Source organism: Pseudomonas sp. HLS-6 TE3448, from assembly GCF_053629555.1.
The window spans coordinates 2,090,676-2,111,930 of record NZ_JBRJIO010000001.1 but is presented as its reverse complement, the minus strand read 5'-3'; the positions used below and the strand labels follow the sequence as shown (position 1 = coordinate 2,111,930).

The window sequence follows — 21,255 nt, the reverse complement described above, 5'->3', positions numbered from 1 at the left end:
TCAGCACGCCGGTGTTGCCCGGGCCACGCAGCAGTAACGCGTGGCCCACAACTCCAAGGAAGAGCCCCTGACGTGACCGCCATTCAACTGATCGTCGGCCTGGGAAACCCCGGCCCCGAATACGAACAGACCCGGCATAACGCAGGGGCTCTTTTCGTAGAACGCATCGCCAGCGCCCAGCGCGTCAACCTGACCGCTGACCGCAAGTATTTCGGCCTGACAGCCAAGTTCAGCTATCAGGGCAAAGACGTTCGTCTGCTAATACCCACCACGTACATGAACCGCAGCGGCCAAGCCGTCGCGGCACTGGCCGGTTTTTTCCGTATACCGCCAGAAGCCATCCTGGTGGCCCACGACGAACTCGACCTGCCTCCCGGCGTCGCCAAGCTCAAGCTCGGTGGCGGCCACGGCGGGCACAACGGCCTGCGCGACATCATCGCGCAGCTCGGCAACCAGAATAACTTTCACCGTCTGCGGCTTGGCATCGGCCACCCGGGTGACAGCAGCAAGGTGTCCGGTTTTGTCCTGGGCAAGGCGCCACGCGCCGAGCAGGAAAAACTGGATGCCAGTATCGATTTTGCCCTCGGCGTGCTGCCGGACATCCTCGCCGGCGATTGGACGCGTGCGATGAGAGAGCTGCACAGCCAGAAGGCCTGACTCCACGAAGAGGGATTCACCATGGGATTCAATTGCGGCATCGTCGGCCTGCCCAACGTCGGCAAATCCACCCTGTTCAACGCCTTGACCAAATCCGGTATCGCGGCAGAGAACTTCCCCTTCTGCACCATCGAGCCGAACAGCGGCATCGTACCGATGCCTGATGCACGCCTGGACGCCCTGGCTGCAATCGTCAAGCCTGAGCGGGTGCTGCCCACCACCATGGAATTCGTCGATATCGCAGGCCTTGTAGCCGGCGCCTCGAAAGGTGAAGGCCTGGGCAACAAGTTCCTCGCCAACATCCGCGAGACCGATGCCATCGCCCACGTGGTGCGCTGCTTCGAAGACGATAACGTGATTCACGTCTCCAACAGTGTCGACCCCAAGCGCGACATCGAAATCATCGACCTGGAACTGATCTTCGCCGACCTCGACAGCTGCGAGAAGCAACTGCAGAAAGTCGCGCGTAACGCCAAAGGCGGTGACAAGGACGCCCTGGCCCAGAAAGCCATTCTGGAAAAGCTCATCCCGCACTTCACCGAAGGCAAGCCAGCGCGCAGCCTGATGAAGCACATGGCCGATGACGAGAAAGCCCTGATCCGTGGCTTCCACCTGCTGACCAGCAAACCGGTCATGTACATCGCCAACGTGGCCGAAGACGGCTTCGAGAACAACCCGCACCTGGACGTGGTCAAGGCCATTGCCGAAGAAGAAGGCGCGATCGTGGTGCCGGTGTGCAACAAGATCGAAGCGGAAATCGCCGAACTGGACGACGGTGAAGAGAAGGACATGTTCCTCGAATCCCTCGGCCTGGAAGAGCCTGGCCTGAACCGCGTGATCCGCGCGGGCTACGCCCTGCTCAACCTGCAGACCTACTTCACCGCTGGCGTGAAGGAAGTTCGCGCCTGGACCGTTCGCGTTGGCGCCACCGGCCCACAGGCTGCCGGCGTGATCCACACCGACTTCGAGAAAGGCTTCATCCGTGCCGAAGTGATCTCCTACGATGACTTCATCAAGTACAACGGCGAAGCCGGCGCGAAAGAAGCCGGTAAATGGCGCCTGGAAGGCAAGGACTACATCGTCAAGGATGGCGATGTAATGCACTTCCGCTTTAACGTCTAAGCCCGCACCACCCGATAAAACCGCGCCCTGGCGCGGTTTTATCGTTTATGGCGACTCAGTTCTGACCAATCGCGATCCCCCTGTGGGAGCGTGCTGGCCCGCGATCAAGACGAGGTACATCAGGCAGGCTGCGATGCAGTGTTCACGGGCAAGCCTCTACCGCTCAGCGGCCAAACGCGCAGCACGGTTAGAGCCGCGGGCAAAGCACACAAACAGCCCTGCAACCGCCGCCAGAGCCATTGGCAGCCCATGGGGCGCCATGTCCATGGCCATACCACTGATCAGCGGCCCAATCAGGCTGCCAACGCCCCACAACAAGCCAACACTGGCATTGGCCGTAATCAGATCCTGCCCTTTGAATTGTTGCCCGATCAGCACCAGGGCGAGCGTATAGACGCCACCTGCAACCGCCCCCAACACGACAAGCATCGGCCAGAGCAGCCACGGTAGTTGCAACAGCCAAGGCAATGCCACGCCAATCAGCATCGCTACGACGCCACAGACCAGGTGCACCATCGTGCGCTCGCAGCGGTCGGCCAACCAACCCAAGGGCAATTGGAACACCATGTCACCGGTCAGGATCACCGTGACCATCAACGCCGCAACGCCCAGGGCGAAGCCATGGCTGGAGGCATAGACCGGCAACAGCGAGAGGATCACCGCATCGAAGAAGGAAAAGAACAGCACCCCCATGCACAGGGCCGGTGCCACCTGGAAAAAGCCCGCCAGGGAAAAGCTCTTCTCGCCCTCCTCGCCATGCTCGACGTAGTCATCAGGCACCGTCCAGACAATGCAGGCCAGCGCCAGCAGGTAGCACAGGCTCACCACGATCGTTACCCACGGGCTTTGCGCGCCGAACAGCGCCAGCATGGTCGGCCCTGCCATCTGGAAACCGGTGAACGCCGTGGCGTACAACGCCATGACTTTGCCTCGATTGTGCTCTTCACTCAGCTCATTGACCCAGGACTCGCCGAGAATGATCGCAATGCCCATACCGATCCCCAGCATCAGGCGTAACAGGCACAGCAGGTAGATCGAGGAGAACGCCACCTCGATCAGTGCGACGCTGAGGGCGCACATGCCGAAACTCAACAGGTAGATGGTACGGCGCGTCAGGTGCCGACAGCAGGCGTCGACCATAAACGCCGAGAGCATCATGCCCGCCGCGGGAATCGCCGACACAATGCCGATCTTGAGGGTACCGGCTCCGGCCTCGAACAGCCGCAGGGACACCAAGGGCAACGTCGCCCCCAGGCTCAGGCCAACAACAGAAACCGCGAACAAAAGGCCCGCCAGAAAACGCTTGTCCATCTTGACTCCAAACCCACTGACGCAGGGATAGCGATATCCCTGCACTCACACATGCAGACCACAAAGGCGTGTATTCGATACGGACAAGCACGCGTGGCAACACCACGCCCGCGTCCGTCCTGTCAGTTCGGGCAGGCGGGCGGAGAGAAGGTAAAGGCGAACAGGACGCTACGCCGACGTTTGAGCACCGTATCGCTCGGCCAGTCACGCCTTACGGCCTGCATGACAGGCTGTATCAACGTGTAAGGGCGGGTGAAGCGGCTCATGGTTCGGCTACTGGAGAAAATGGAGGGCGGCACTCTAGGGGAAGCCTGCGCCGCCCGTCAATCGTTACGCCTGAGCAATAGCACCAAGGTCGGTAACGATTGGCAGCGCAGCCAGACCTCACTGCTTGCCTGTGGACGGCAGCAGGATCGCCAGCAGGCCGAACAGCGGCAGGTACGAGCAGAGGCTGTAGACGTACTCGATCCCATGGCTATCGGCCAGGTAGCCCAGCAGTGCCGCGCCGATACCGCCAAAGCCGAACATCAGGCCGAAGAAAATCCCGGCGATCATCCCGACATTACCCGGCACCAGCTCCTGGGCGTAAACCACGATGGCCGAAAAGGCCGAGGCCAGGATGAAGCCGATGATCATGCTGAGCACACTGGTCCAGAACAGATCGACATAAGGCAGCAGCAGGGTGAACGGTGCCACCCCGAGGATCGAAAACCAGATCACGGCCTTGCGCCCGATCCGGTCCCCAATCGGCCCACCGAAAAAGGTACCCGCCGCAACCGCACCGAGAAACAGGAACAGGTACAACTGCGAACTGGTGACCGACAGGTCGAATTTTTCGATCAGGTAGAACGTGAAGTAGCTGGTGAAGCTGGACATATAGAAGTACTTGGAGAACACCAACAGCCCCAACACCACAAGGGCGCCGATGACCCGCTGACGGGAAAGGCCATGGCTCGCACGCTGACCCTGCTTGGCCTTGAACAGGTTCAGGTGCTCGCGGTACCAGCGGCTCAGCGCGTAGGTCACCAGCAAGGCAAATACCGCAAACAGACCGAACCAGGCCACATTGCCCTGCCCGAACGGAATCACGATCGCCGCAGCCAACAACGGGCCAAACGCCGAACCTGCGTTACCACCCACCTGGAAGGTCGACTGCGCCAACCCATAGCGACCACCCGACGCCAGGCGGGCAATACGTGACGTCTCGGGATGGAACGTCGAGGAGCCAATACCAATCAGCGCCGAGGCCAGCAGGATCATCGAGAAACTGCCGACGAACGCGAGCATCACAATACCGACCAGCGTACACAGCGTGCCCAGCGGCAACAGGTTGGGCATGGGTTTGCGGTCGGTGTAAAAGCCCACCCAAGGCTGCAGCAATGAGGCCGTGATCTGGAATGTCAGGGTAATCAAGCCGATCTGAGCAAAGCTCAGCCCATAATTAGCCTTGAGTAGCGGGTAGATCGACGGAAGCACGGCCTGGATCAGATCGTTGATCAAGTGCGCCAATGCGCAGGCGGCGATAATTCGCATCACCAGCGGGCTGCTTTGGGCGCTTGCCAAGGTAGAAGGCGAACTGGACTGGGCACTGCTCAAGGCCATGGGAATGCGTTCCATCCGGATAATTGGGATCCAATTATCCGGAATCCTTTAAGCAGAGCACCATGTTTTTCGTGTAATACAGGCGTAACAGGCCGAAATGGCTAAGCAATTGATCATGCGCGAATTTTTTTTAGAAACAGGTGTTGACAGATATCCGTTTCAGGCTAATAATGCGCGCCACTTGGCTACATAGCTCAGTTGGTTAGAGCATAGCATTCATAATGCTGGGGTCCGGGGTTCAAGTCCCTGTGTAGCCACCAAGTACTAAAAAGGGCTTACCGCAAGGTAAGCCCTTTTTTATTGCCCGCAAAAAAGTACCCAGCCCATCCCCCGACAGTGCATAACACGCTGGCACCCCATCGATACCTTCTCAAACCAACATCAAGCACCGAACAAGGCTCGCTTGCTCCACACTAGCGAACACTGGCAAAGACCACCGCTACCCCAAGGCCAATCAAAGCCATGCCAATCACCTTGTCCACCAGCCCCTGACGATCGAGCATCGTGCGCCGCAGGGCATCGCTGGAGAAAAAGACGGCCACCAGGCTGAACCACACCCAATGGGCGAAGGACATGAAGAAGCCATAGCCAAAGTCAGTCGCCAACGAGCTGTCAGGCTGTACCACTTGGGTATAGGCACTGACCACAAAGAGCATGGTCTTGGGGTTCAGGGCGTTGGTCAGAAAGCCCGAGCGCAATGCAGCGAACACGCCCAGACGACTGGCGCCGTCATCATCCCCCAGCGCGATGCGTTGGGTGTTGGTGAAGGATTTGTAACCCAGATAAATCAAGTAGCCCGCACCCAACGCCTTCATCGCCAGAAACAGCAGCGGTGATTGGCTGATGATCAACGCGATTCCCAGCACGGTGTACAACACATGCACCTGCACTCCGCAGGCAATCCCCAACGCCGCCATGAGACCAGCCCTGCGACCGAAGGCGTAGCTACTACGCGTGACCATGGCAAAGTCCGCACCGGGGCTGATCACCGCCAGAACGGTGAACAGGGCAACAGCAATCAATTCATTCACGTAAAGCGCCTCGATCAGCTAGTAAAATGCACAGATTCGCTCTGCTCGGGCGGCTAGCACCGACGCCATCGCAGGCAAGCCTGCTCCAACAAAGACCGAGCAGCCTGTAGGAGCCGGGCTTGCCCGCGATGCAGGCGCCGCGCACCCATTAAGCATGCCCCCCTCCGCAGAACATCTGTTCTGTACGGTGCTTATTATCGAAAGCTTCGTTGTGGCTAAAAAGCGATTTATAGTGCGACAAATCCGCTAGTTTTCCTCACAGATATGAAGCTGCCCGCCCTCTCCGCCTTCCGCTATTTCGACGTCGCGGCGCAAACCGAAAGCTTCGTTCGCGCCGCCGAACTGCTGCACGTCACCCATGGTGCCGTCAGCCGGCAGGTGCGCTTGCTGGAGGAGTCCCTCGGGGTGCAGTTGTTTGAGCGACGCAACCGGGCGATTTTCCTCACGGCCGCCGGACGCGCCCTGCATGGCACCACCCAGTCGCTGTTCGAGCAATTGGAAGGTGCGGTCTATCGCCTGCAACAACAGGCGCGGGAAAACGTTCTGGTGCTCTCCTGCGAGCCGACTATCGCCATGAAATGGCTGATTCCGCGCCTGCCGGAATTCCATGCCGAGCACCCAGACATCCACATCCATCTGGTGGCGGCCGGCGGCCCGGTGGATTTTATCGGCAGCGGTATTGACCTTGCGCTGCGCCGCGATGACTTCCCATGGAGCAAAGGCCTGGACGCCGTTAAGGTCTGTGACGAATATGTAGGCCCGGTGTGCAACAACGCCCTGGCCACACAGGGACTAGTCGGGCAACGGCTGCTGCATACAGGCTCACGACCCAATGCCTGGAACACCTGGTTACGCCTGAGCAAGCAGTCAGCCCAGGACTGCAGCCGAGCCGACTATGAGCATTTCTACCTGTGCATCCAGGCAGCAGTGGCTGGCCTGGGCCTGGCAATGGCCTCGTTCCTGATGGTGCAGGACGAAATCGCGGCCGGGCAACTGCAGGCGCCTCAGGGCTTTATCAAGGACGGCTCAGCTTATTACCTGCTCTGCCCCCAACCGATTGCCGAGCACGCTACGTACCGACGCTTCGCTGACTGGATCACGGCGCAGTCGCAAGCCGCTGGCAATACGATGAACCTGAGCTGAAATCCCCACCCCAGGTCCGATAGCCGGCCGTATCGATGTGAATCCGCCCCGTAGGGTAGCGCCCCAATCCCATGTTCCAGGCAGCACCTTGGGTTTGCCAGAAACGGCACAACGACGCGGGATCAGTACCACGCGGCAGCAACAGGTCAACCGCAAAGGCGCGGGTGTGTGCACTGCCAACAGCGCCACCGGCACACGCATTGAGCGTGGGATTACGGTACGCCGAGACGACCTCGTAGCGGCGCAGGACGTGCTGATCATCCAGGGCCTTGAGCAGTTGCAGGGCCGAGCGTACGGCGGGCCATTGCCCCACAGGCGGTACCGCGAATGGCTCGGCAGCGCACAGCCGCCAGTCGCTGGCTGAACGCAGCAACTCATGTATTGGAACCCTGCCGTAGAGCCGTGCCTCGACCAGCATGTCACGGAACACTCGCGTCTCATGGTCGCCAGCCCAGAGGGCGAACATGCGCACGTCGCGCTCATCGGCATACGCCCCAAACGTACCGAGCCACAGGCCCATCACTGGCAGCGCCACCTTGCGCCGTATCACCCGCATAAACGCTCCACTTCCCAAGCCCACAGAAATGCATACAGTATGGCCTGACTAGCAAAAGGAGAGAGGCCACTGGCATGGAGTCAACTATGCGCAAAACCACTTTATTAACCCTGACGCTTGGGCTTTCTGCCTTGGCCCTGAGCACGACACCACAGGCCGATACCAGGGTCACCCTGGGAGATCAGCAACGGGTCAGCAGGTTGTTTGCCTACCCCAACAACTGCAGCGCTATCTGCTTCCGGGACTGGACGCTGGAACAGACCGTCGAGCACTACCTGAAGCAAAGCGTAGCGCGAGACGGCTACACCCAAGCGACGGTCCGGGTGGGGCGCGACAATGGCACCCTGTATGCCGATATTACAGACGTCCCCAGCACCTACGGCGAACCGCTGACGCGCCTGCTCGACAATGGCGAACTCGCCTACCAGGGCGCCAGCCAGCTCAACCGCGACGGCAAGTGGGCCTACAACTGGCTGCTGTTCCTGCCACTGGGCATGGCCCTGGAAAATCGCCGCAGCATCGAGCTGCTGCACTTTCCGCCAGACTATTCGCTGACCCAGGCACAAGATTACCTGCGTTCGAACACCACTGACCGCTGGGCGTACCTGTTGAGTGTCAACGGTGTACCTGTGGATAACACGCCGGCCTTCCAGACCATCGTCGACATTGCCCCGATTGCCGCCCCTGCCTCTGCCGGCAAAGCGCTCGAGGGTGTCTACGGGTACTTCAACGACTACCAGACGAGCATGGTCAAGGCGGTTACCCGCAACGCCAGGGGGGACTCACTGCCGATGGTGGCATTTGGTTCACCGGTACGTACCTGGGTGGAGCAAACCTATGGCCAACGCGTCAACGTACTGGGGCTGGTGACTATCAGCCCGACGACCGGGCAACGCGTGCCGGTACTGGGCTCAAACCACCCCAGCGCCATTTGGTACACCGCAGACAAAGCCAACCACGCAGGCGATCAGGACCAGGCAGACGCGGCGGGTTTGAAGATGATGGGCCAGGACCTCAGCGCCGCCTGCTGGCAGGCCGGCATGGGCAGCAACCCCAAGGCCGATGCCGAGGCCACGCTGAATGCCTGCACGCAAAAATGGCAGGTCACCGCGAAGACGCAGACCTGTGAGCTGTTCTACCGTTCAATTCGGGAAATGACCCCGGAGCAGGCCGCAGCCAAATGCAACACCGATGCGGTAAGGCGCAGCTTGCAAACGCTGCAACAGCCTCTGGAAGAGATCTGATCGCTCAAGCCTCATTGCCGGCCAACGCCGACAATGAGGCTACAGGACTCAGTCCTGTGGGCGCAGGCGATACTGCGGCGGCAACTGCTCAAAGCCGCTGATGGTGGTGTTGAGGCTCTTCCAGCGGCCATCCTTGATGCCGTAGATGCAGCCATGCACCGACAGGCTCTGCCCACGATGCCAGGCGTTTTGAACGATGCTGGTATGAGCAACGTTAGCCACCTGCTGAATCACGTTCAGCTCACACAGGCGGTCGACCTGCTCTTCCTCAGTAGCCAACTGCGAAAGCGCCACGCGGTTCTCGTAGTAAAGGTCACGGATCGAACGCAGCCAGCCGTCGATCAGGCCCAACTGGCGATCCTGCATCGAGGCCCGCACACCGCCACAGCCATAGTGGCCGGTGACCAGAATGTGTTTGACCTTGAGTACGTCTACTGCGTACTGGATCACCGACAGGCAGTTCAGGTCGGTGTGCAGCACCACGTTGGCGACATTACGGTGAACAAACAGATCGCCCGGCAGCATGCCGACGATTTCGTTGGCCGGCACCCGCGCATCAGAGCAGCCGATCCACAGGAATTCAGGCGTTTGCTGGCGTGCCAGCTTGGCGAAAAACTCCGGATCTTCCTGTTTGATTGCATCAGCCCAGCGGGCGTTGTTATCAATCAGTTCTTGTAGGTCGTGCATGTTCAAGCCTCATAGATGATCCGCAGTCTCTGACAGGCGCCACGCCGAACAGGTCACGCGCAGCATGGAACTGCCTTCAGTCGATCAACGTGCAGGCCATCACCAGCGCATCCTCGCGACCACCGGCAATGGGGTAATAATCTCGACGCCGACCCACTTCGTTGAAGCCGTAGCGCTCGTACAGCCGGTAGGCAGACTGGTTGCTGGCGCGCACCTCGAGGAAACACTCCCGACCGTTGAGCTCGTAGGCACGTTTCATCAGGTGTTCGAGCAAGCGCAGGCCCAGGCCGCGCCCCTGACTCTCCGGCTTGACGGTGATGTTGAGCAGGTGCGCCTCATCGATGATCACGTTGATCACCCCGTGCCCAACCTGTTGCCCACCCTCGAACATCAACCAGATTTCATAGGATTTTAGCCCGTCGAGGAAAATCCCTCGGGTCCAGGGGTGGCTGAAGGCGGCATATTCGATCTTCAGTACGGCATCCAGGTCCGCCTCGGTCATCCGACGAAAACTGATTGTGTCACTCATCGCTTGGTTTCCAGCGCGCCATCAGCCGACGCATGGCTTTCCAGACGTCCGCCTTGCGTTGCGGCTCGTCCATCAACACTTCAAGGCCCGGCAAGGCCCAGGCATACCCCAGGCCCTCGACCGGTAATTCACGGTAAAAAGCCTGCTCGTCGGCCTCCCCGGCAAAGCGCACGGCAGGCAGACCAACCAGCCACAGGCAGGCGCACGGAGCGTCTTCCAGGCGGGCCTGGATAAAGCCCTGCACGAAGTCACGGGCCGCCTCCGGCCCCTGGTCAAGGTTGCCCCGCACCAACAGCGGCCAGCGCACGGGCTCACCGATGATCTGCGGGCTGTCTGGCAAGCCTGCGGCACGCAACATGTCCTTGAGCAGCAAGTAGGACGGATCGCGACTCTGGAACGGTTCGCCAGTGGCCAACTCGACCAACACCAGGCAACGCCCTGCACGTAGCAATTGCAAGGCGAAACGCGGCGGCGGAACGACAGCCGCCTTGACCGGCGCTACCGCCTCCTCGGCCTCTTCCAGCGGCTTGCTGGCAGCTCGCGGGGTGGTGCTGGGGCGCGGGATCTCGATTTTCTGCCGCTCAACCGGCTTGCTCACCGGCACAACGACGGGGGCGGTCTGTTGCACGGGCGAATGTGCAACCTCCTCCACCAGCGGCTCCAACGGCAGCAAGAGTTCAGGGCGCGACGGCGCAGCGAACGGCAGTTCGGCACGCGGCAGCCAAGGCACTACTTGCATGGCATTGAGGTAAGCGCGGCGGCGGGACTCGGTGAGCAAAGGTCGGCCATCTGTGGATAAGTCAGGGCCCACATTCTACCGCCCTTCGCTGCCCGGCGCCGCAGTTGATCGGCAGAAAACCGCCCGAGAATACCCACAAGCGATCAAGGGGTGAATCGACAACCGCATGATGCAGTACAATCGGCGCTTTTATTTGGCAGCGAGTCGACCCGCCAATGATCGAACCCAAACGCGTCCTGCGCGCCCTAGCCGAACACTGGGCCTTGCTCGAGCCGTTGTGCGAGCGCTTCGACCAGGGCACCCTGAGCCTGGCAGAACTGCGCCTGCAACTGGCGACCCAGCAGCTGGAAAGCACGCCGCAAGACATCACCAACCTGCTCGATGTGTGGATTCGCCTGGATATTCTGGTGCCCGTGGCCAAAAGCCCGAACCGTTTTGAACTGAACGCCCAGATCCACGATTTCCTCGCCTACCTGCGCCGCGAGCACCGCCTTGGCCTGTGCCTGGAAATCGAAGCCTACCTGCGCCACCTCGAGCGTCTGGCCGGGCACATCCAGGACGCCTTCGACATTCGCGACGGCAATGACCTCGCACGCCAACTGCGCCTGCTCGACATGCGGGTGCGTGACGTTCTGAAAAAGCTCGACAACGACGAACAGGCACTGGTGGCCGTGGCCGAACGGGCCAAGACCAGCGACCGACAGATTCCCCTGCGCCAGCGTTATGCTGAAGTTCTGGCGACCTGGGACGAGTACGTCGAGCCGATGATCCAACTGGTCAACGCCGACGGCGCCTTCGAGCAGGGTGTACGCAAGGTCGAGACCGTGCTGTTGCGCCTGCTTGGCGAACAGGCACGCCTGGGCCAACTGGTCGACGACGACATGCTGCTGCGCACCCATGCCCGCATCCTGGAAATGCAGACCAGCGCGCAACTGACACTGCGTCATGCCCGCGAACTGCTGCTGCCCCTGCGTGAAGAAGCGCGCCGACACAACGCCGTGACCCGAGGCGCGGCACTGGCCCTGTCGGTGATCCGCCGCAAAGGCCTGGACGCCGTGCCACACGCGGCAATGCCCCTGTTCACCCGGCCGCAGAGCACTTTCCTCGGCAGCGCCAGCCAGGTGGAAGCCTATGTCTATGCCCTGGCCCGCTTCGAGCCCAAGCCGGCGCAGTTCCCCAAGGCGCACAAGAACCAGAAGGGCGAACCGCCGCGCGCACCGCGCACGGTCAAGGAAATGCTCGAACGCTGTACCGACGCCCTGCCAATGCCAGACCTGATGACCTGGCTGCTGGAGCAGGAGCCCGAAGGCGCCACCGACGAATTGCTGTACTGGTTCTCGCGCCTGTCGCGGGAAAAGCGCTTTACCCGCGAACGCCTTGAGCGCCGTGACTACCACACCCGCGAGCACCAGGTCAGCCTGCGCTCATTCGCCCTGACGTCCAGCCGCGAAACGCCGCTGGAGCCTACTGCGAGCACCTCACATGCATCTTGATCTTTCCGAACTGTCCCAGCTCGCGCCGATCTTCCGCGAGCTGTTCAAAGGCTTCCACATCAGCCGCCGCGACCCAGAGCTTTACGCTCAACTGTCGAACTTTCAGGACCAGTACCGCGGCCTGTTCAGGGCCTTGGGCTTCGAGCTGGTCTGCGATACCCGTGGTTTCTACTACTTCGTCCCCGAGCAAGCCGCCGCGCAAGTAAACAAGACCGCCCAACGCCTCTCGCTGTTCACCTTCATTCTGGTAGAACACCTGGCCGACCAGGGGCGAGACCCGATCGCCGTGCTGGATGGCGGCAGCCTGGGCCGTGATGAGCTGCCGTCGCTGCTGGAGAAATACCGCGACCTGTTCATCCAGGCTGAAGTCCAGACACCAGAGGAACTGGAAGAAAAGATCATGCGGCGCATGACCCAACTCGGGTTTGCCAGCGAAGAGAATGGTATCTACCGCTTCCTGCCGCCGATGCACCGTTTCCTCGACGTGTGCCTGTCGGTCCAGCAGGACCGCGACCTGGCCGCCAGCCTGCACAGCGCGTTGCCACTGCCAACGCCCGTGCTGGTCGACGAGGACAGCGACGAGAAACTGCTCAAGACTGACGACCCGCTGGATCTGGGCCCGTTCGACGACCTGGACGAAACCGAAGAAGAGGCACTGGCCCGCGCCATCGCCGAAGAGCAACAGGAGATTGATGCATGAGCCAGGAACGCTACGGCATCCGCCGCTTTGCACTGCTCAACACTGCCGGCTACAGCCTCGGTCTGTTCCCGCTGGAGCACCCGCTGTCGGTCTACGGCGCCAACAACCTGGGCAAGAGTGCGTCGATCAACGCCCTGCAGTTCCCGATCCTGGCACGCATGTCGGACATGAGCTTCGGCAAGTACAGCCTGGAGCAGTCGCGGCGTTTCTACTTCGCCAGCGACACCAGCTACATCCTCTGTGAAGTCTCATTGCCCCACGGCCCGCACGTGATCGGCGTGGTCGGACGGGGCCCGGGTGGCGGTTTCGGTCACCAGTTCTTCGCCTATGCCGGCGAGCTGGACCTGGCTCACTACCAGAAGAACGACACCTGCCTGCGCCAGAAAGAGCTCTTCAGCAACCTCGAGCGCAATGGCCTGAAGGCTTACGAACTCAAGCCTGACGAGCTGCGTCGACTGCTGGTCGGCGGGCACACGTCGGTGCCGCTGGACTTGACCCTGATTCCCTTGCGCTCCACCAGTGAACAGAGCCTGAAGACCTTCCGCGCACTGTTCATCAACCTGCTGCACATGCGCGAAATCACTGCGGCCAAACTCAAGCAACTGTTCCTCGATGCCTTCGAGCACAGCCTGCGCTCGGGCAGCGTCGACTATATCGCGGCCTGTGAAGAAGCCTTCCGCGACGTACGCCGCATGGAACAGGACTACAACGCCCTGGTCTCAGCCGGCCCACTGGTCGAGGCCTTGGCCAACGGCGTAACCCAGCGTGACATTCTGCGCGGCAAACTGCACCGCCTGTCTCCCCTGCTCGACTCGCTGCTGGGTACCTGGCAGGACTACGCGATGGCCCGCAAGGAAGAACTGGTCATCCAGTCTGAACACTACCGCAACGAGCAGGACGCCCTGCAGAACAATCAACGCGGTGGTACCCAGGAACTGATGCGTCTGGAGCGCGAAATCACCGGCATCCAGCGCTGGCTGGGCGAGTTGTCAGTGCTCAAGCACCGCTTTGCCCTGATCGATGACGTCAAGGTCCTGGAACAGCAACTGTTGGCAGCCAAGGACGCCCACGATGAACTGGCCGGCGCCCTCGCCCAGTCACGGCAGTTCAGTGCCGAAGACCTTGAAGAACGCCTGCGCGACCTGGAAAAACGACTGAAGTCGGTCAAGCTGCAACTCGACCACGCCGACAACAACAGCTATGCCCGCCTGCGCGAAGAGTTCTCGCAACAGGACGTCGAGCGCCTGATGCGTCTGTTCAACGGCGCCCTGTTCAGCCTGCCCCTGGGCGAACGTGGCATCGAACTGGACGACAGCGAACTGTGGGTCAAATCCCTGGAAGCGGTACTTGAACGCTTCAAGGGCGAGCGCTTTGAAGTGCCGGGCCTGTCTATCGACCTGTCGCACATTGAACCCCCTGCGCTGCAGGCACTGGCCGACCGCGCGGCCCTGCGCGACCAGAAAGAGCGTCTGGAAAAAGAGCTCAAACAGCTCAAGACGCAACAGGCCGTCGCTGCCGACCGCGCTGCGAGCAAGACCCAGACCGAAGCCCTGTACCAACAGGTACTGGACGCTCAAAAAGCGCTGGAAGACTACCGCCGCGCGCAGACACTGAGCGCCGAAGAAGGCGAAAAACTCGAGCAGCTCGCGCAACTGGAGGCGGCTCAGGACGAACTCAAGCGCTCCAGCGACGCCTTCACCGAGCGCGTCCAGCAGTTGTCGGCCAAGCTGCAACTGGTCGGCCGGCAGATCGCTGACATGGAAGCCAAGCAACGCACCCTTGACGATGCCCTGCGGCGCCGCCAACTGCTGCCGGCTGACCTGCCATTCGGCACCCCGTTCATGGAGCCGGTGGACGACTCCATGGACAACCTGCTGCCGCTGCTCAACGACTACCAGGACAGCTGGCAGGGCTTGCTGCGCTGCGATGGCCAGATCGAAGCGCTGTACGCCCAGGTACGCCTCAAGGGCGTGGCCAAGTTCGACAGCGAAGACGACATGGAGCGCCGCCTGCAACTGCTGATCAACGCCTACGCCCACCGCCAGGACGAAGCCCTGACCCTGGGCAAGGCCCGCCGCGCCGCAGTCACCGACATCGCCCGAACCCTGCGCAACATCCGCAGCGACTACGACAGCCTTGAACACCAGCTGGCGTTGTTCAACCGCGAGATCAACAAGCGCCAGGTATCGAACCTGCAGAGCTTCCGCATTGTTCTGGCACCGAACAAGGAAGCGCTCAAGCACATCGATCAGATTATCCACAGCGCCGGTCAATATGAGGAAGGCGAGACCCTGTCGGTGTTTGACCTGAGCCAGAGTGCCGAGCAGGACAACAAGAACGAGGAAGCCAAGGAGTACCTGGCACGCCTGGTGGCCGCCAACCACAACCAATTGGGCCTCAAGGACCTGTTCGAGCTTGCGTTCGAGATTACCAAGGTCGGTGGTCAGCCAGTGATCCATACCGACATCGACGGCGCCGCCTCCAACGGCACCACCATGACCATCAAGGCACTGACCAACATGTACTTGTTGCTGCACTTGATGGACCGTGACCTGGCGGGTCGCGTACGCCTGCCGTACTACCTGGACGAGGCCGCCGACATCGACGAGCGCAACCAGGCGGCGCTGCTGGAGACCAGCCTGCAACTGGGCTTTGTGCCGATTCTGGCCAGCGTCAAGCCGCAAGTCTCAGCCAAGGTGGCCATTGACCTGGAAGGTGGCAGCGGGCCGAACGGGATCTACATCGATGAAGCGGACTGGAAATTCATCAGCCGCCACGAAGAGGTCAAGGCGGTAGCACACGAAGAGGACGCGGTTTCAGCGTAGTGGCGCCATCGCAGGCATCCGTGGAAACACGGCTTGCCTGCGATGAATTCAACGCCGTATTACTGAGCCCACGGCAAGATCGGAATTGCAGTCACCGCATTCTGCGGGCTGCCTTCGATAATCCGGTCACTGTAGACCAGGTACACCAGGGTGTTGCGCTTCTTGTCCAGGAAGCGCACGACCTGCATGGTCTTGAACACCAAGGAGGTGCGCTCCTTGAACACCTCCTCACCATCCTTGAGCTCTTCCTTGAAGCGAATCGGCCCGACCTGACGGCAGGCAATGGACGCCTCGGCACGGTCTTCAGCCAAACCCAGCCCGCCTTTCAGGCCACCGGTCTTGGCGCGCGACAAGTAGCAGGTCACCCCTTCCACCTTAGGGTCGTCGAACGCTTCGACCACGATGCGGTCATTCGGCCCAACAAATTTGAACACCGTCGACACCTGGCCGATTTCCTCGGCCGAGGCCAACAATGGCAGGGCCAGCAAAGCCCCCAGCAATCCCTTGATCAAACGCACACGGTTCTCCCTCATACCAGAATCAGATTGTCGCGATGGACCAGCTCCGGCTCAGCGCTGTAACCCAGCAGGCTTTCAATGGCCTCGGAGGACTGGCCGATGATTTTCTGCGCTTCCAGCGCACTGTAGTTAGCCAGGCCTCGGGCGATCTCCTGGCCGTCCGGACCGACGCAGACCACCATCTCGCCGCGGCGGAAGCTGCCTTGCACACCTTTGACGCCAACCGGCAACAGGCTCTTGTGCCCTTCGCGCAGCGCCTGGACGGCACCGGCATCAAGGGTCAACGTACCACGGGTTTGCAGGTGACCGGCCAGCCACTGCTTGCGTGCCGCCAGCATGCCACGCTCAGGCGACAGCAGGGTACCCAGGCGCTCACCCGCCTTGAGACGGTCCAGCACGCGCTCCAGGCGCCCGCCGACGATGATCGTGTGCGCCCCGGAGCGGGCCGCCAGGCGCGCAGCGCGCAGCTTGGTCTGCATACCGCCACGGCCCAGCGCACCACCCGTACCACCCGCCACGGCATCCAGGCTCGGATCATCGGCACGGGCTTCGTAGATCAACTCGGCATCGGGGTTGGTGCGCGGGTCGGCATTGAACATGCCATCGCGGTCGGTGAGGATCACCAGCAGGTCAGCCTCGACCAGATTCGCCACCAGCGCCGCCAGGGTGTCGTTATCACCGAAGCGGATCTCGTCGGTGACCACCGTGTCGTTTTCGTTGATGACCGGTACAACTCCCAGCTCTACCAGCGTACGCAGGGTGCTGCGGGCGTTCAGGTAACGCTTGCGGTCAGACAGGTCATCATGGGTCAGAAGGATCTGTGCAGTGTGCCGGCCGTGTTCAGCGAAGCTCGATTCCCACGCCTGCACCAGGCCCATCTGGCCGATGGCAGCGGCTGCTTGCAGCTCGTTCATGGCACTCGGTCGCTTGGTCCAGCCCAGGCGGCTCATACCGGCGGCTACCGCCCCGGACGACACCAGCACCAACTCGACACCCGCTTCATGCAACGCCACCATCTGCTCGACCCAGACACCCATGGCCGCGCGATCCAGGCCTTTGCCATCTGCCGTCAGCAGGGCACTGCCGATTTTCACGACCCAGCGCTGGGCACCCGTCACCTTGCTCCGCATCTTCTTCCAACCTATGCCGATCTGTGGATTCTAAAAAACAGCGCTTGCTACGCCTTGTAGGAGCCGGCCTTGCCGGCGATGCAGCCTAACAGGTACCACGCTGATGCAATCACGGGCAAAGCCTGCACCTACAGACAGCAAAACGCCGCTTAAAAAAGCGGCGTTTAGTGTACTGCAACGGATCAGTCGCGCACGTAAATGATTTCTGGACCGTCTTCGTCCTCTTCATCCCAATCGTCGTCGTCATCGTCACCGATGTCATGCACGCTTTTCACGCCGCTACGGCGCAGGGCACGTGCGTCGTCCAGCGCCTGAAGCTGGGCACGGGCCTCGTCTTCAATACGCTGATCGAGATCCGCCAGCTCTTCGGCATACGCCGGGTCATTGGCCAGGCGATCAGCGCGGTCTTCCAGATAGCGCATGATGTCGCGGCTAAGCTGCTCGGTGCCCTGCTTGGAGATTGCCGAGATCACGTACACCGGGCCTTCCCACTGCAGACGCTCAACCACTTCCTTGACGCGCTCGTCGCGCTCATCGTCCATCAGCATGTCGGTCTTGTTCAGCACCAGCCAGCGATCGCGCTCAGCCAGCGACGGGCTGAAGCGGGTCAGCTCGTTGACAATGACCTCGGCAGCATCGGCACTGTTGCTCTCGTCCAGCGGCGCCAGGTCGACGAGGTGCAGCAGGAGGCGAGTACGCGCCAAGTGCTTGAGGAAGCGGATACCCAGGCCAGCACCCTCGGAAGCGCCTTCGATCAGGCCGGGAATGTCGGCGATGACGAAGCTCTTCCAGCGGTCGACACTGACCACGCCCAGGTTCGGCACCAGGGTGGTGAACGGGTAATCGGCGACCTTCGGCTTGGCAGCCGATACCGAGCGAATGAACGTACTCTTGCCTGCGTTAGGCAGGCCCAGCAGGCCGACGTCGGCCAGCACTTTCATTTCCAGCTTCAGGTCGCGCTGCTCGCCCGGCTTGCCCGGCGTGGTCTGACGCGGAGCACGGTTGGTACTGGACTTGAAGCGCGTGTTGCCCAGGCCGTGCCAGCCGCCCTGGACCACCATCAGCTTCTGCCCTGGCTTGACCAGGTCGCCGATGACTTCCTGGGTGCTGGCGTCAATCACGGTAGTACCGACCGGTACACGCAGGATCAGGTCGTCGCCCTTCTTGCCGGTGCAGTCGGTGCTGCCGCCATTGGAGCCGCGCTGGGCCTCGAAATGGCGGGTATAGCGATAGTCGACCAAGGTATTGAGGTTCTCGTCGGCAACCATGAACACCGAGCCGCCGTCACCACCGTCACCGCCGTTGGGACCGCCGTTCTCGATGAACTTCTCACGGCGAAAGCTCATGCAACCATTGCCACCGTCACCGGCTTTGACCCGGATCGACACTTCATCAACAAACTTCATAAAAACCGCCTCTCGTCGTCTCGACGAGTTGAATGACACAAAGACATAAGGCTCTTGCAAAAATGAGCGCGGCGGCCCCGTCAACGACCGTAGAATCCAGCGCCGGCAGCCCATACAAACAGTTTTGCAAGAGACTCACCCCACAAACGAAAAAGCCCCGTCGCGAGACAGGGCTTTTCCAGCGACATCGCTATTAGGCAGCGACAACGCTTACGTAACGACGACCGAACTCGCCTTTTTTCTCGAACTTGATCACGCCTTCGATTTTAGCGAACAGGGTGTGATCTTTGCCCATGCCAACGCCGTAACCAGCGTGGAATTGGGTGCCGCGCTGGCGAACGATGATGTTGCCGGCCTTGATGACCTGGCCGCCATACATCTTCACGCCAAGGCGTTTGGCTTCTGAGTCGCGACCGTTACGGGTACTACCACCAGCTTTTTTGTGTGCCATGAGTTCAACTCTCCAATAAGGGGATTAGGCTGAATTAAGCCTGAATACCGGTGATTTTGATCTCGGTGAACCACTGGCGGTGGCCCATACGCTTCATGTGGTGCTTACGACGACGGAACTTGATGATGCGCACTTTGTCGTGACGACCTTGGGAGATCACTTCAGCGACTACTTTAGCGCCAGCGACGACTGGTGCGCCGATGTTTACGTCATCGCCATTGGCGACCAACAGAACGCGATCGAAGGTTACGGATTCGCCGGTAGCGACTTCCAGTTTTTCGATCTTCAGGTATTCACCTTCGGCGACTTTGTACTGCTTACCGCCGGTAACAATTACTGCGTACATGGTATTTCTCCGATAATCCTGCTCACCCAGCTCTTTATAGGTAAGAGTATTGGCTGGCATGGCTGCATAAGGCTGGAACGGCCCTGTGCAATTGCGTAAGGCAGGTGCTGCCCAGGAAGTTCAGGGTGCGCGATTGTACGCAAGCCCCGCGGCGCTTGCAAGTACCGCCCCCGGCCCACCGGCACCGCGCCTTGACAGGTCGGGACCTGCAACCTAGCATGCCGCGCAACCTTTATGGAGCACCTGTGGCCGATGCAACCCCAAGCTTTCTACCGTGCGGTAGCGGACGACTTCAGCGCCGTTGACGAGATTATCAAGAAGCAGCTGACTTCACGTGTGCCGCTGGTCTCGAAAATCGGTGACTACATCACGTCGGCTGGCGGCAAGCGCCTGCGCCCGCTGCTGGTGCTGCTGTGCGGCAAGGCACTGGGCCGCGATGGCGACCAACTGCGCCTGCTCGCTGCCACCATCGAGTTCCTGCACACCGCGACCCTGCTGCATGACGATGTCGTCGACATGTCCGGCATGCGCCGTGGCCGTTCCACCGCCAACGCCCTGTGGGGCAACGCGCCCAGCGTACTGGTCGGCGACTTCCTCTACTCGCGCTCGTTCGAAATGATGGTAGAGCTGGGGTCGATGCCGGTCATGCAGATTCTCTCCAAGGCGACCCGCGTGATCGCCGAAGGCGAAGTACTGCAGCTGTCCAAGATCCGCGACGCCAGCACGACCGAAGACGTCTACATGGAGGTCATCCGCGGCAAGACGGCAATGCTGTTCGAGGCCTCGACGCACAGCGCCGCAGCCCTGGCCGAAGCCAGTGACGCTCAGCGTGAAGCACTGCGTACCTTCGGTGACCACCTGGGCGTAGCCTTCCAGCTGGTCGACGACCTGCTCGACTACAAGGGCGATGCGCAAACCCTGGGCAAGAACGTCGGTGACGACCTGGCCGAAGGCAAGCCAACCCTGCCGCTGATCTACACCATGCGCGAAGGCACCGTCGAGCAGGCTGCCCTGGTTCGTCAGGCCATCCAGAAGGGCGGTATCGAGGATCTGGAGAGCATCCGGGCGGCCGTCGAAGCTGCCGGCGCACTGGACTACACCGCGCAACTGGCCCGCGACTATGTCGCTCGCGCCATTGCCTGCCTGGAAGTGCTGCCTGCCAGCGAGTACCGTGACGCGCTGGTTGAACTCAGCGAATTCGCCGTCGCCCGCACCCACTGATCCCTCCCCGGCCCATCTTCGGATGGGCCCGCTTGCCCTCTGAGCGACAAAACCTTATACAATGTGGGTTTTTGCACGCACCCCCAGAGGAACCTTAGTGAGCACTTTGCCTCCCTGCCCAAAATGCAACTCCGAATACACCTACGAAGACGGCGCCATGCTGATCTGCCCCGAGTGCGCCCACGAGTGGTCCGCCAGCGGTGAGGCCGAAGCAGGCAACGACGAGGCAGTGAAAAAGGACTCGGTGGGCAACGTCCTGCAAGACGGCGACACCGTTACCGTGATCAAGGACCTCAAGGTCAAGGGTTCGTCCCTGGTGGTCAAGGTCGGTACCAAGGTCAAGAACATCCGCCTGTGTGACGGCGACCATGACATCGACTGCAAGATCGACGGCATCGGCGCGATGAAACTCAAGTCCGAGTTCGTCCGTAAAGTCTGACCCGCACCTGGATTCGGGGCCGTGCAACGGCCTCGGATCGACCTTCTGGCAGCAACTGCCAATCACTTCTTGCTATTTTGCTAATAAGAATTATTCTCATTGAAA

21 protein-coding genes and 1 tRNA gene are annotated in these 21,255 nt (G+C 60.9%); 10 read left to right on the top strand and 12 right to left on the bottom strand.

The window, feature by feature from the left end:
- Positions 1 to 72: 72 nt before the first annotated feature.
- Positions 73 to 657 (top strand): aminoacyl-tRNA hydrolase, encoded by a 585-nt coding sequence (pth, locus tag AB7M23_RS09725; RefSeq protein WP_065761926.1) that lies wholly within the window; start codon positions 73 to 75, stop codon positions 655 to 657.
- 21 nt (positions 658 to 678) lie between these two features.
- Positions 679 to 1,779 (top strand): redox-regulated ATPase YchF, encoded by a 1,101-nt coding sequence (ychF, locus tag AB7M23_RS09720; RefSeq protein WP_065761927.1) that lies wholly within the window; start codon positions 679 to 681, stop codon positions 1,777 to 1,779.
- A gap of 156 nt (positions 1,780 to 1,935) precedes the next feature.
- Here ychF and AB7M23_RS09715 read toward each other — a convergent pair whose 3' ends face one another.
- Both AB7M23_RS09715 and AB7M23_RS09710 read right to left on the bottom strand, forming a co-directional pair.
- Positions 1,936 to 3,090, bottom strand: coding sequence for an MFS transporter (locus AB7M23_RS09715; RefSeq protein ID WP_330521924.1), 1,155 nt, complete (start codon positions 3,088 to 3,090; stop codon positions 1,936 to 1,938).
- Positions 3,091 to 3,474: 384 nt separating this feature from the next.
- Positions 3,475 to 4,692, bottom strand: coding sequence for an MFS transporter (locus AB7M23_RS09710; protein ID WP_454240693.1), 1,218 nt, complete (start codon positions 4,690 to 4,692; stop codon positions 3,475 to 3,477).
- Positions 4,693 to 4,875: 183 nt separating this feature from the next.
- On the opposite strand from AB7M23_RS09710, the gene AB7M23_RS09705 reads away from it, so the two are divergent.
- A tRNA-Met gene (locus tag AB7M23_RS09705) sits at positions 4,876 to 4,952 on the top strand.
- 153 nt (positions 4,953 to 5,105) lie between these two features.
- Here AB7M23_RS09705 and AB7M23_RS09700 read toward each other — a convergent pair.
- Entirely contained in the window at positions 5,106 to 5,723 is a 618-nt protein-coding gene (locus AB7M23_RS09700; protein ID WP_065760605.1) for a LysE family translocator, read from the bottom strand.
- A 264-nt stretch (positions 5,724 to 5,987) separates the two neighbouring features.
- Between AB7M23_RS09700 and AB7M23_RS09695 the strand changes: the two genes are divergently transcribed.
- Positions 5,988 to 6,866, top strand: a complete 879-nt coding sequence (locus AB7M23_RS09695) for a LysR substrate-binding domain-containing protein (protein ID WP_102051833.1) — start codon at positions 5,988 to 5,990, stop codon at positions 6,864 to 6,866.
- Here AB7M23_RS09695 and AB7M23_RS09690 read toward each other — a convergent pair.
- On the bottom strand, positions 6,820 to 7,386 hold the full coding sequence (locus tag AB7M23_RS09690) for a D-Ala-D-Ala carboxypeptidase family metallohydrolase (protein WP_454242162.1): 567 nt from the start codon (positions 7,384 to 7,386) through the stop codon (positions 6,820 to 6,822). The genes AB7M23_RS09695 and AB7M23_RS09690 overlap by 47 nt on opposite strands.
- Before the next feature lie 122 nt (positions 7,387 to 7,508).
- Here AB7M23_RS09690 and AB7M23_RS09685 point away from each other — a divergent pair, with 122 nt between their 5' ends.
- Entirely contained in the window at positions 7,509 to 8,666 is a 1,158-nt protein-coding gene (locus AB7M23_RS09685; protein ID WP_454240692.1) for a hypothetical protein, read from the top strand.
- 48 nt (positions 8,667 to 8,714) lie between these two features.
- Here AB7M23_RS09685 and can read toward each other — a convergent pair whose 3' ends face one another.
- From can to AB7M23_RS09670, 3 genes are all read right to left on the bottom strand, one after another.
- Positions 8,715 to 9,353 (bottom strand): carbonate dehydratase, encoded by a 639-nt coding sequence (gene can, locus AB7M23_RS09680; protein WP_065760608.1) that lies wholly within the window; start codon positions 9,351 to 9,353, stop codon positions 8,715 to 8,717.
- A gap of 76 nt (positions 9,354 to 9,429) precedes the next feature.
- On the bottom strand, positions 9,430 to 9,882 hold the full coding sequence (gene rimI, locus AB7M23_RS09675; RefSeq protein WP_099773507.1) for a ribosomal protein S18-alanine N-acetyltransferase: 453 nt from the start codon (positions 9,880 to 9,882) through the stop codon (positions 9,430 to 9,432).
- Positions 9,875 to 10,660, bottom strand: a complete 786-nt coding sequence (locus AB7M23_RS09670; RefSeq protein WP_454240691.1) for an energy transducer TonB — start codon at positions 10,658 to 10,660, stop codon at positions 9,875 to 9,877. The genes rimI and AB7M23_RS09670 overlap by 8 nt, the downstream gene beginning before the upstream one ends.
- Before the next feature lie 176 nt (positions 10,661 to 10,836).
- Between AB7M23_RS09670 and mksB the strand changes: the two genes are divergently transcribed.
- The 3 genes from mksB to mksF are packed head-to-tail and all read left to right on the top strand — an operon-like array spanning position 10,837 to position 15,639.
- Positions 10,837 to 12,114: an Mks condensin complex protein MksB gene (mksB, locus tag AB7M23_RS09665; RefSeq protein WP_065760611.1), complete on the top strand. Its 1,278-nt coding sequence runs from the start codon at positions 10,837 to 10,839 to the stop codon at positions 12,112 to 12,114.
- A complete protein-coding gene (gene mksE / locus AB7M23_RS09660; RefSeq protein WP_065760612.1) occupies positions 12,104 to 12,814 on the top strand; it encodes an Mks condensin complex protein MksE in 711 nt (236 codons plus the stop codon). The genes mksB and mksE overlap by 11 nt, the downstream gene beginning before the upstream one ends.
- A complete protein-coding gene (mksF, locus tag AB7M23_RS09655; protein WP_454240690.1) occupies positions 12,811 to 15,639 on the top strand; it encodes an Mks condensin complex protein MksF in 2,829 nt (942 codons plus the stop codon). The genes mksE and mksF overlap by 4 nt, the downstream gene beginning before the upstream one ends.
- 59 nt (positions 15,640 to 15,698) lie before the next feature.
- On the opposite strand, the gene AB7M23_RS09650 is transcribed toward mksF, so the two are convergent.
- From AB7M23_RS09650 to rplU, 5 genes are all read right to left on the bottom strand, one after another.
- Positions 15,699 to 16,157 (bottom strand): CreA family protein, encoded by a 459-nt coding sequence (locus tag AB7M23_RS09650; RefSeq protein WP_099773504.1) that lies wholly within the window; start codon positions 16,155 to 16,157, stop codon positions 15,699 to 15,701.
- Between the two features lie 11 nt (positions 16,158 to 16,168).
- Complete coding sequence (proB, locus tag AB7M23_RS09645; protein WP_330521913.1) at positions 16,169 to 17,287, bottom strand: glutamate 5-kinase; 1,119 nt, start codon at positions 17,285 to 17,287, stop codon at positions 16,169 to 16,171.
- A 182-nt stretch (positions 17,288 to 17,469) separates the two neighbouring features.
- Positions 17,470 to 18,693, bottom strand: coding sequence for an Obg family GTPase CgtA (gene cgtA / locus AB7M23_RS09640; protein WP_065760616.1), 1,224 nt, complete (start codon positions 18,691 to 18,693; stop codon positions 17,470 to 17,472).
- Between the two features lie 193 nt (positions 18,694 to 18,886).
- On the bottom strand, positions 18,887 to 19,144 hold the full coding sequence (gene rpmA / locus AB7M23_RS09635) for a 50S ribosomal protein L27 (protein ID WP_065760617.1): 258 nt from the start codon (positions 19,142 to 19,144) through the stop codon (positions 18,887 to 18,889).
- Between the two features lie 34 nt (positions 19,145 to 19,178).
- The gene (gene rplU, locus AB7M23_RS09630; protein WP_065760618.1) at positions 19,179 to 19,490 is read right to left on the bottom strand and encodes a 50S ribosomal protein L21; all 312 of its coding nucleotides are present in this window, start codon (positions 19,488 to 19,490) and stop codon (positions 19,179 to 19,181) included.
- 252 nt (positions 19,491 to 19,742) lie between these two features.
- Between rplU and AB7M23_RS09625 the strand changes: the two genes are divergently transcribed.
- Both AB7M23_RS09625 and AB7M23_RS09620 read left to right on the top strand, forming a co-directional pair.
- Positions 19,743 to 20,711, top strand: a complete 969-nt coding sequence (locus AB7M23_RS09625) for a polyprenyl synthetase family protein (protein ID WP_454240689.1) — start codon at positions 19,743 to 19,745, stop codon at positions 20,709 to 20,711.
- Positions 20,712 to 20,808: 97 nt separating this feature from the next.
- Positions 20,809 to 21,150, top strand: coding sequence for a zinc ribbon domain-containing protein YjdM (locus AB7M23_RS09620; RefSeq protein ID WP_065760620.1), 342 nt, complete (start codon positions 20,809 to 20,811; stop codon positions 21,148 to 21,150).
- Positions 21,151 to 21,255: the final 105 nt, after the last annotated feature.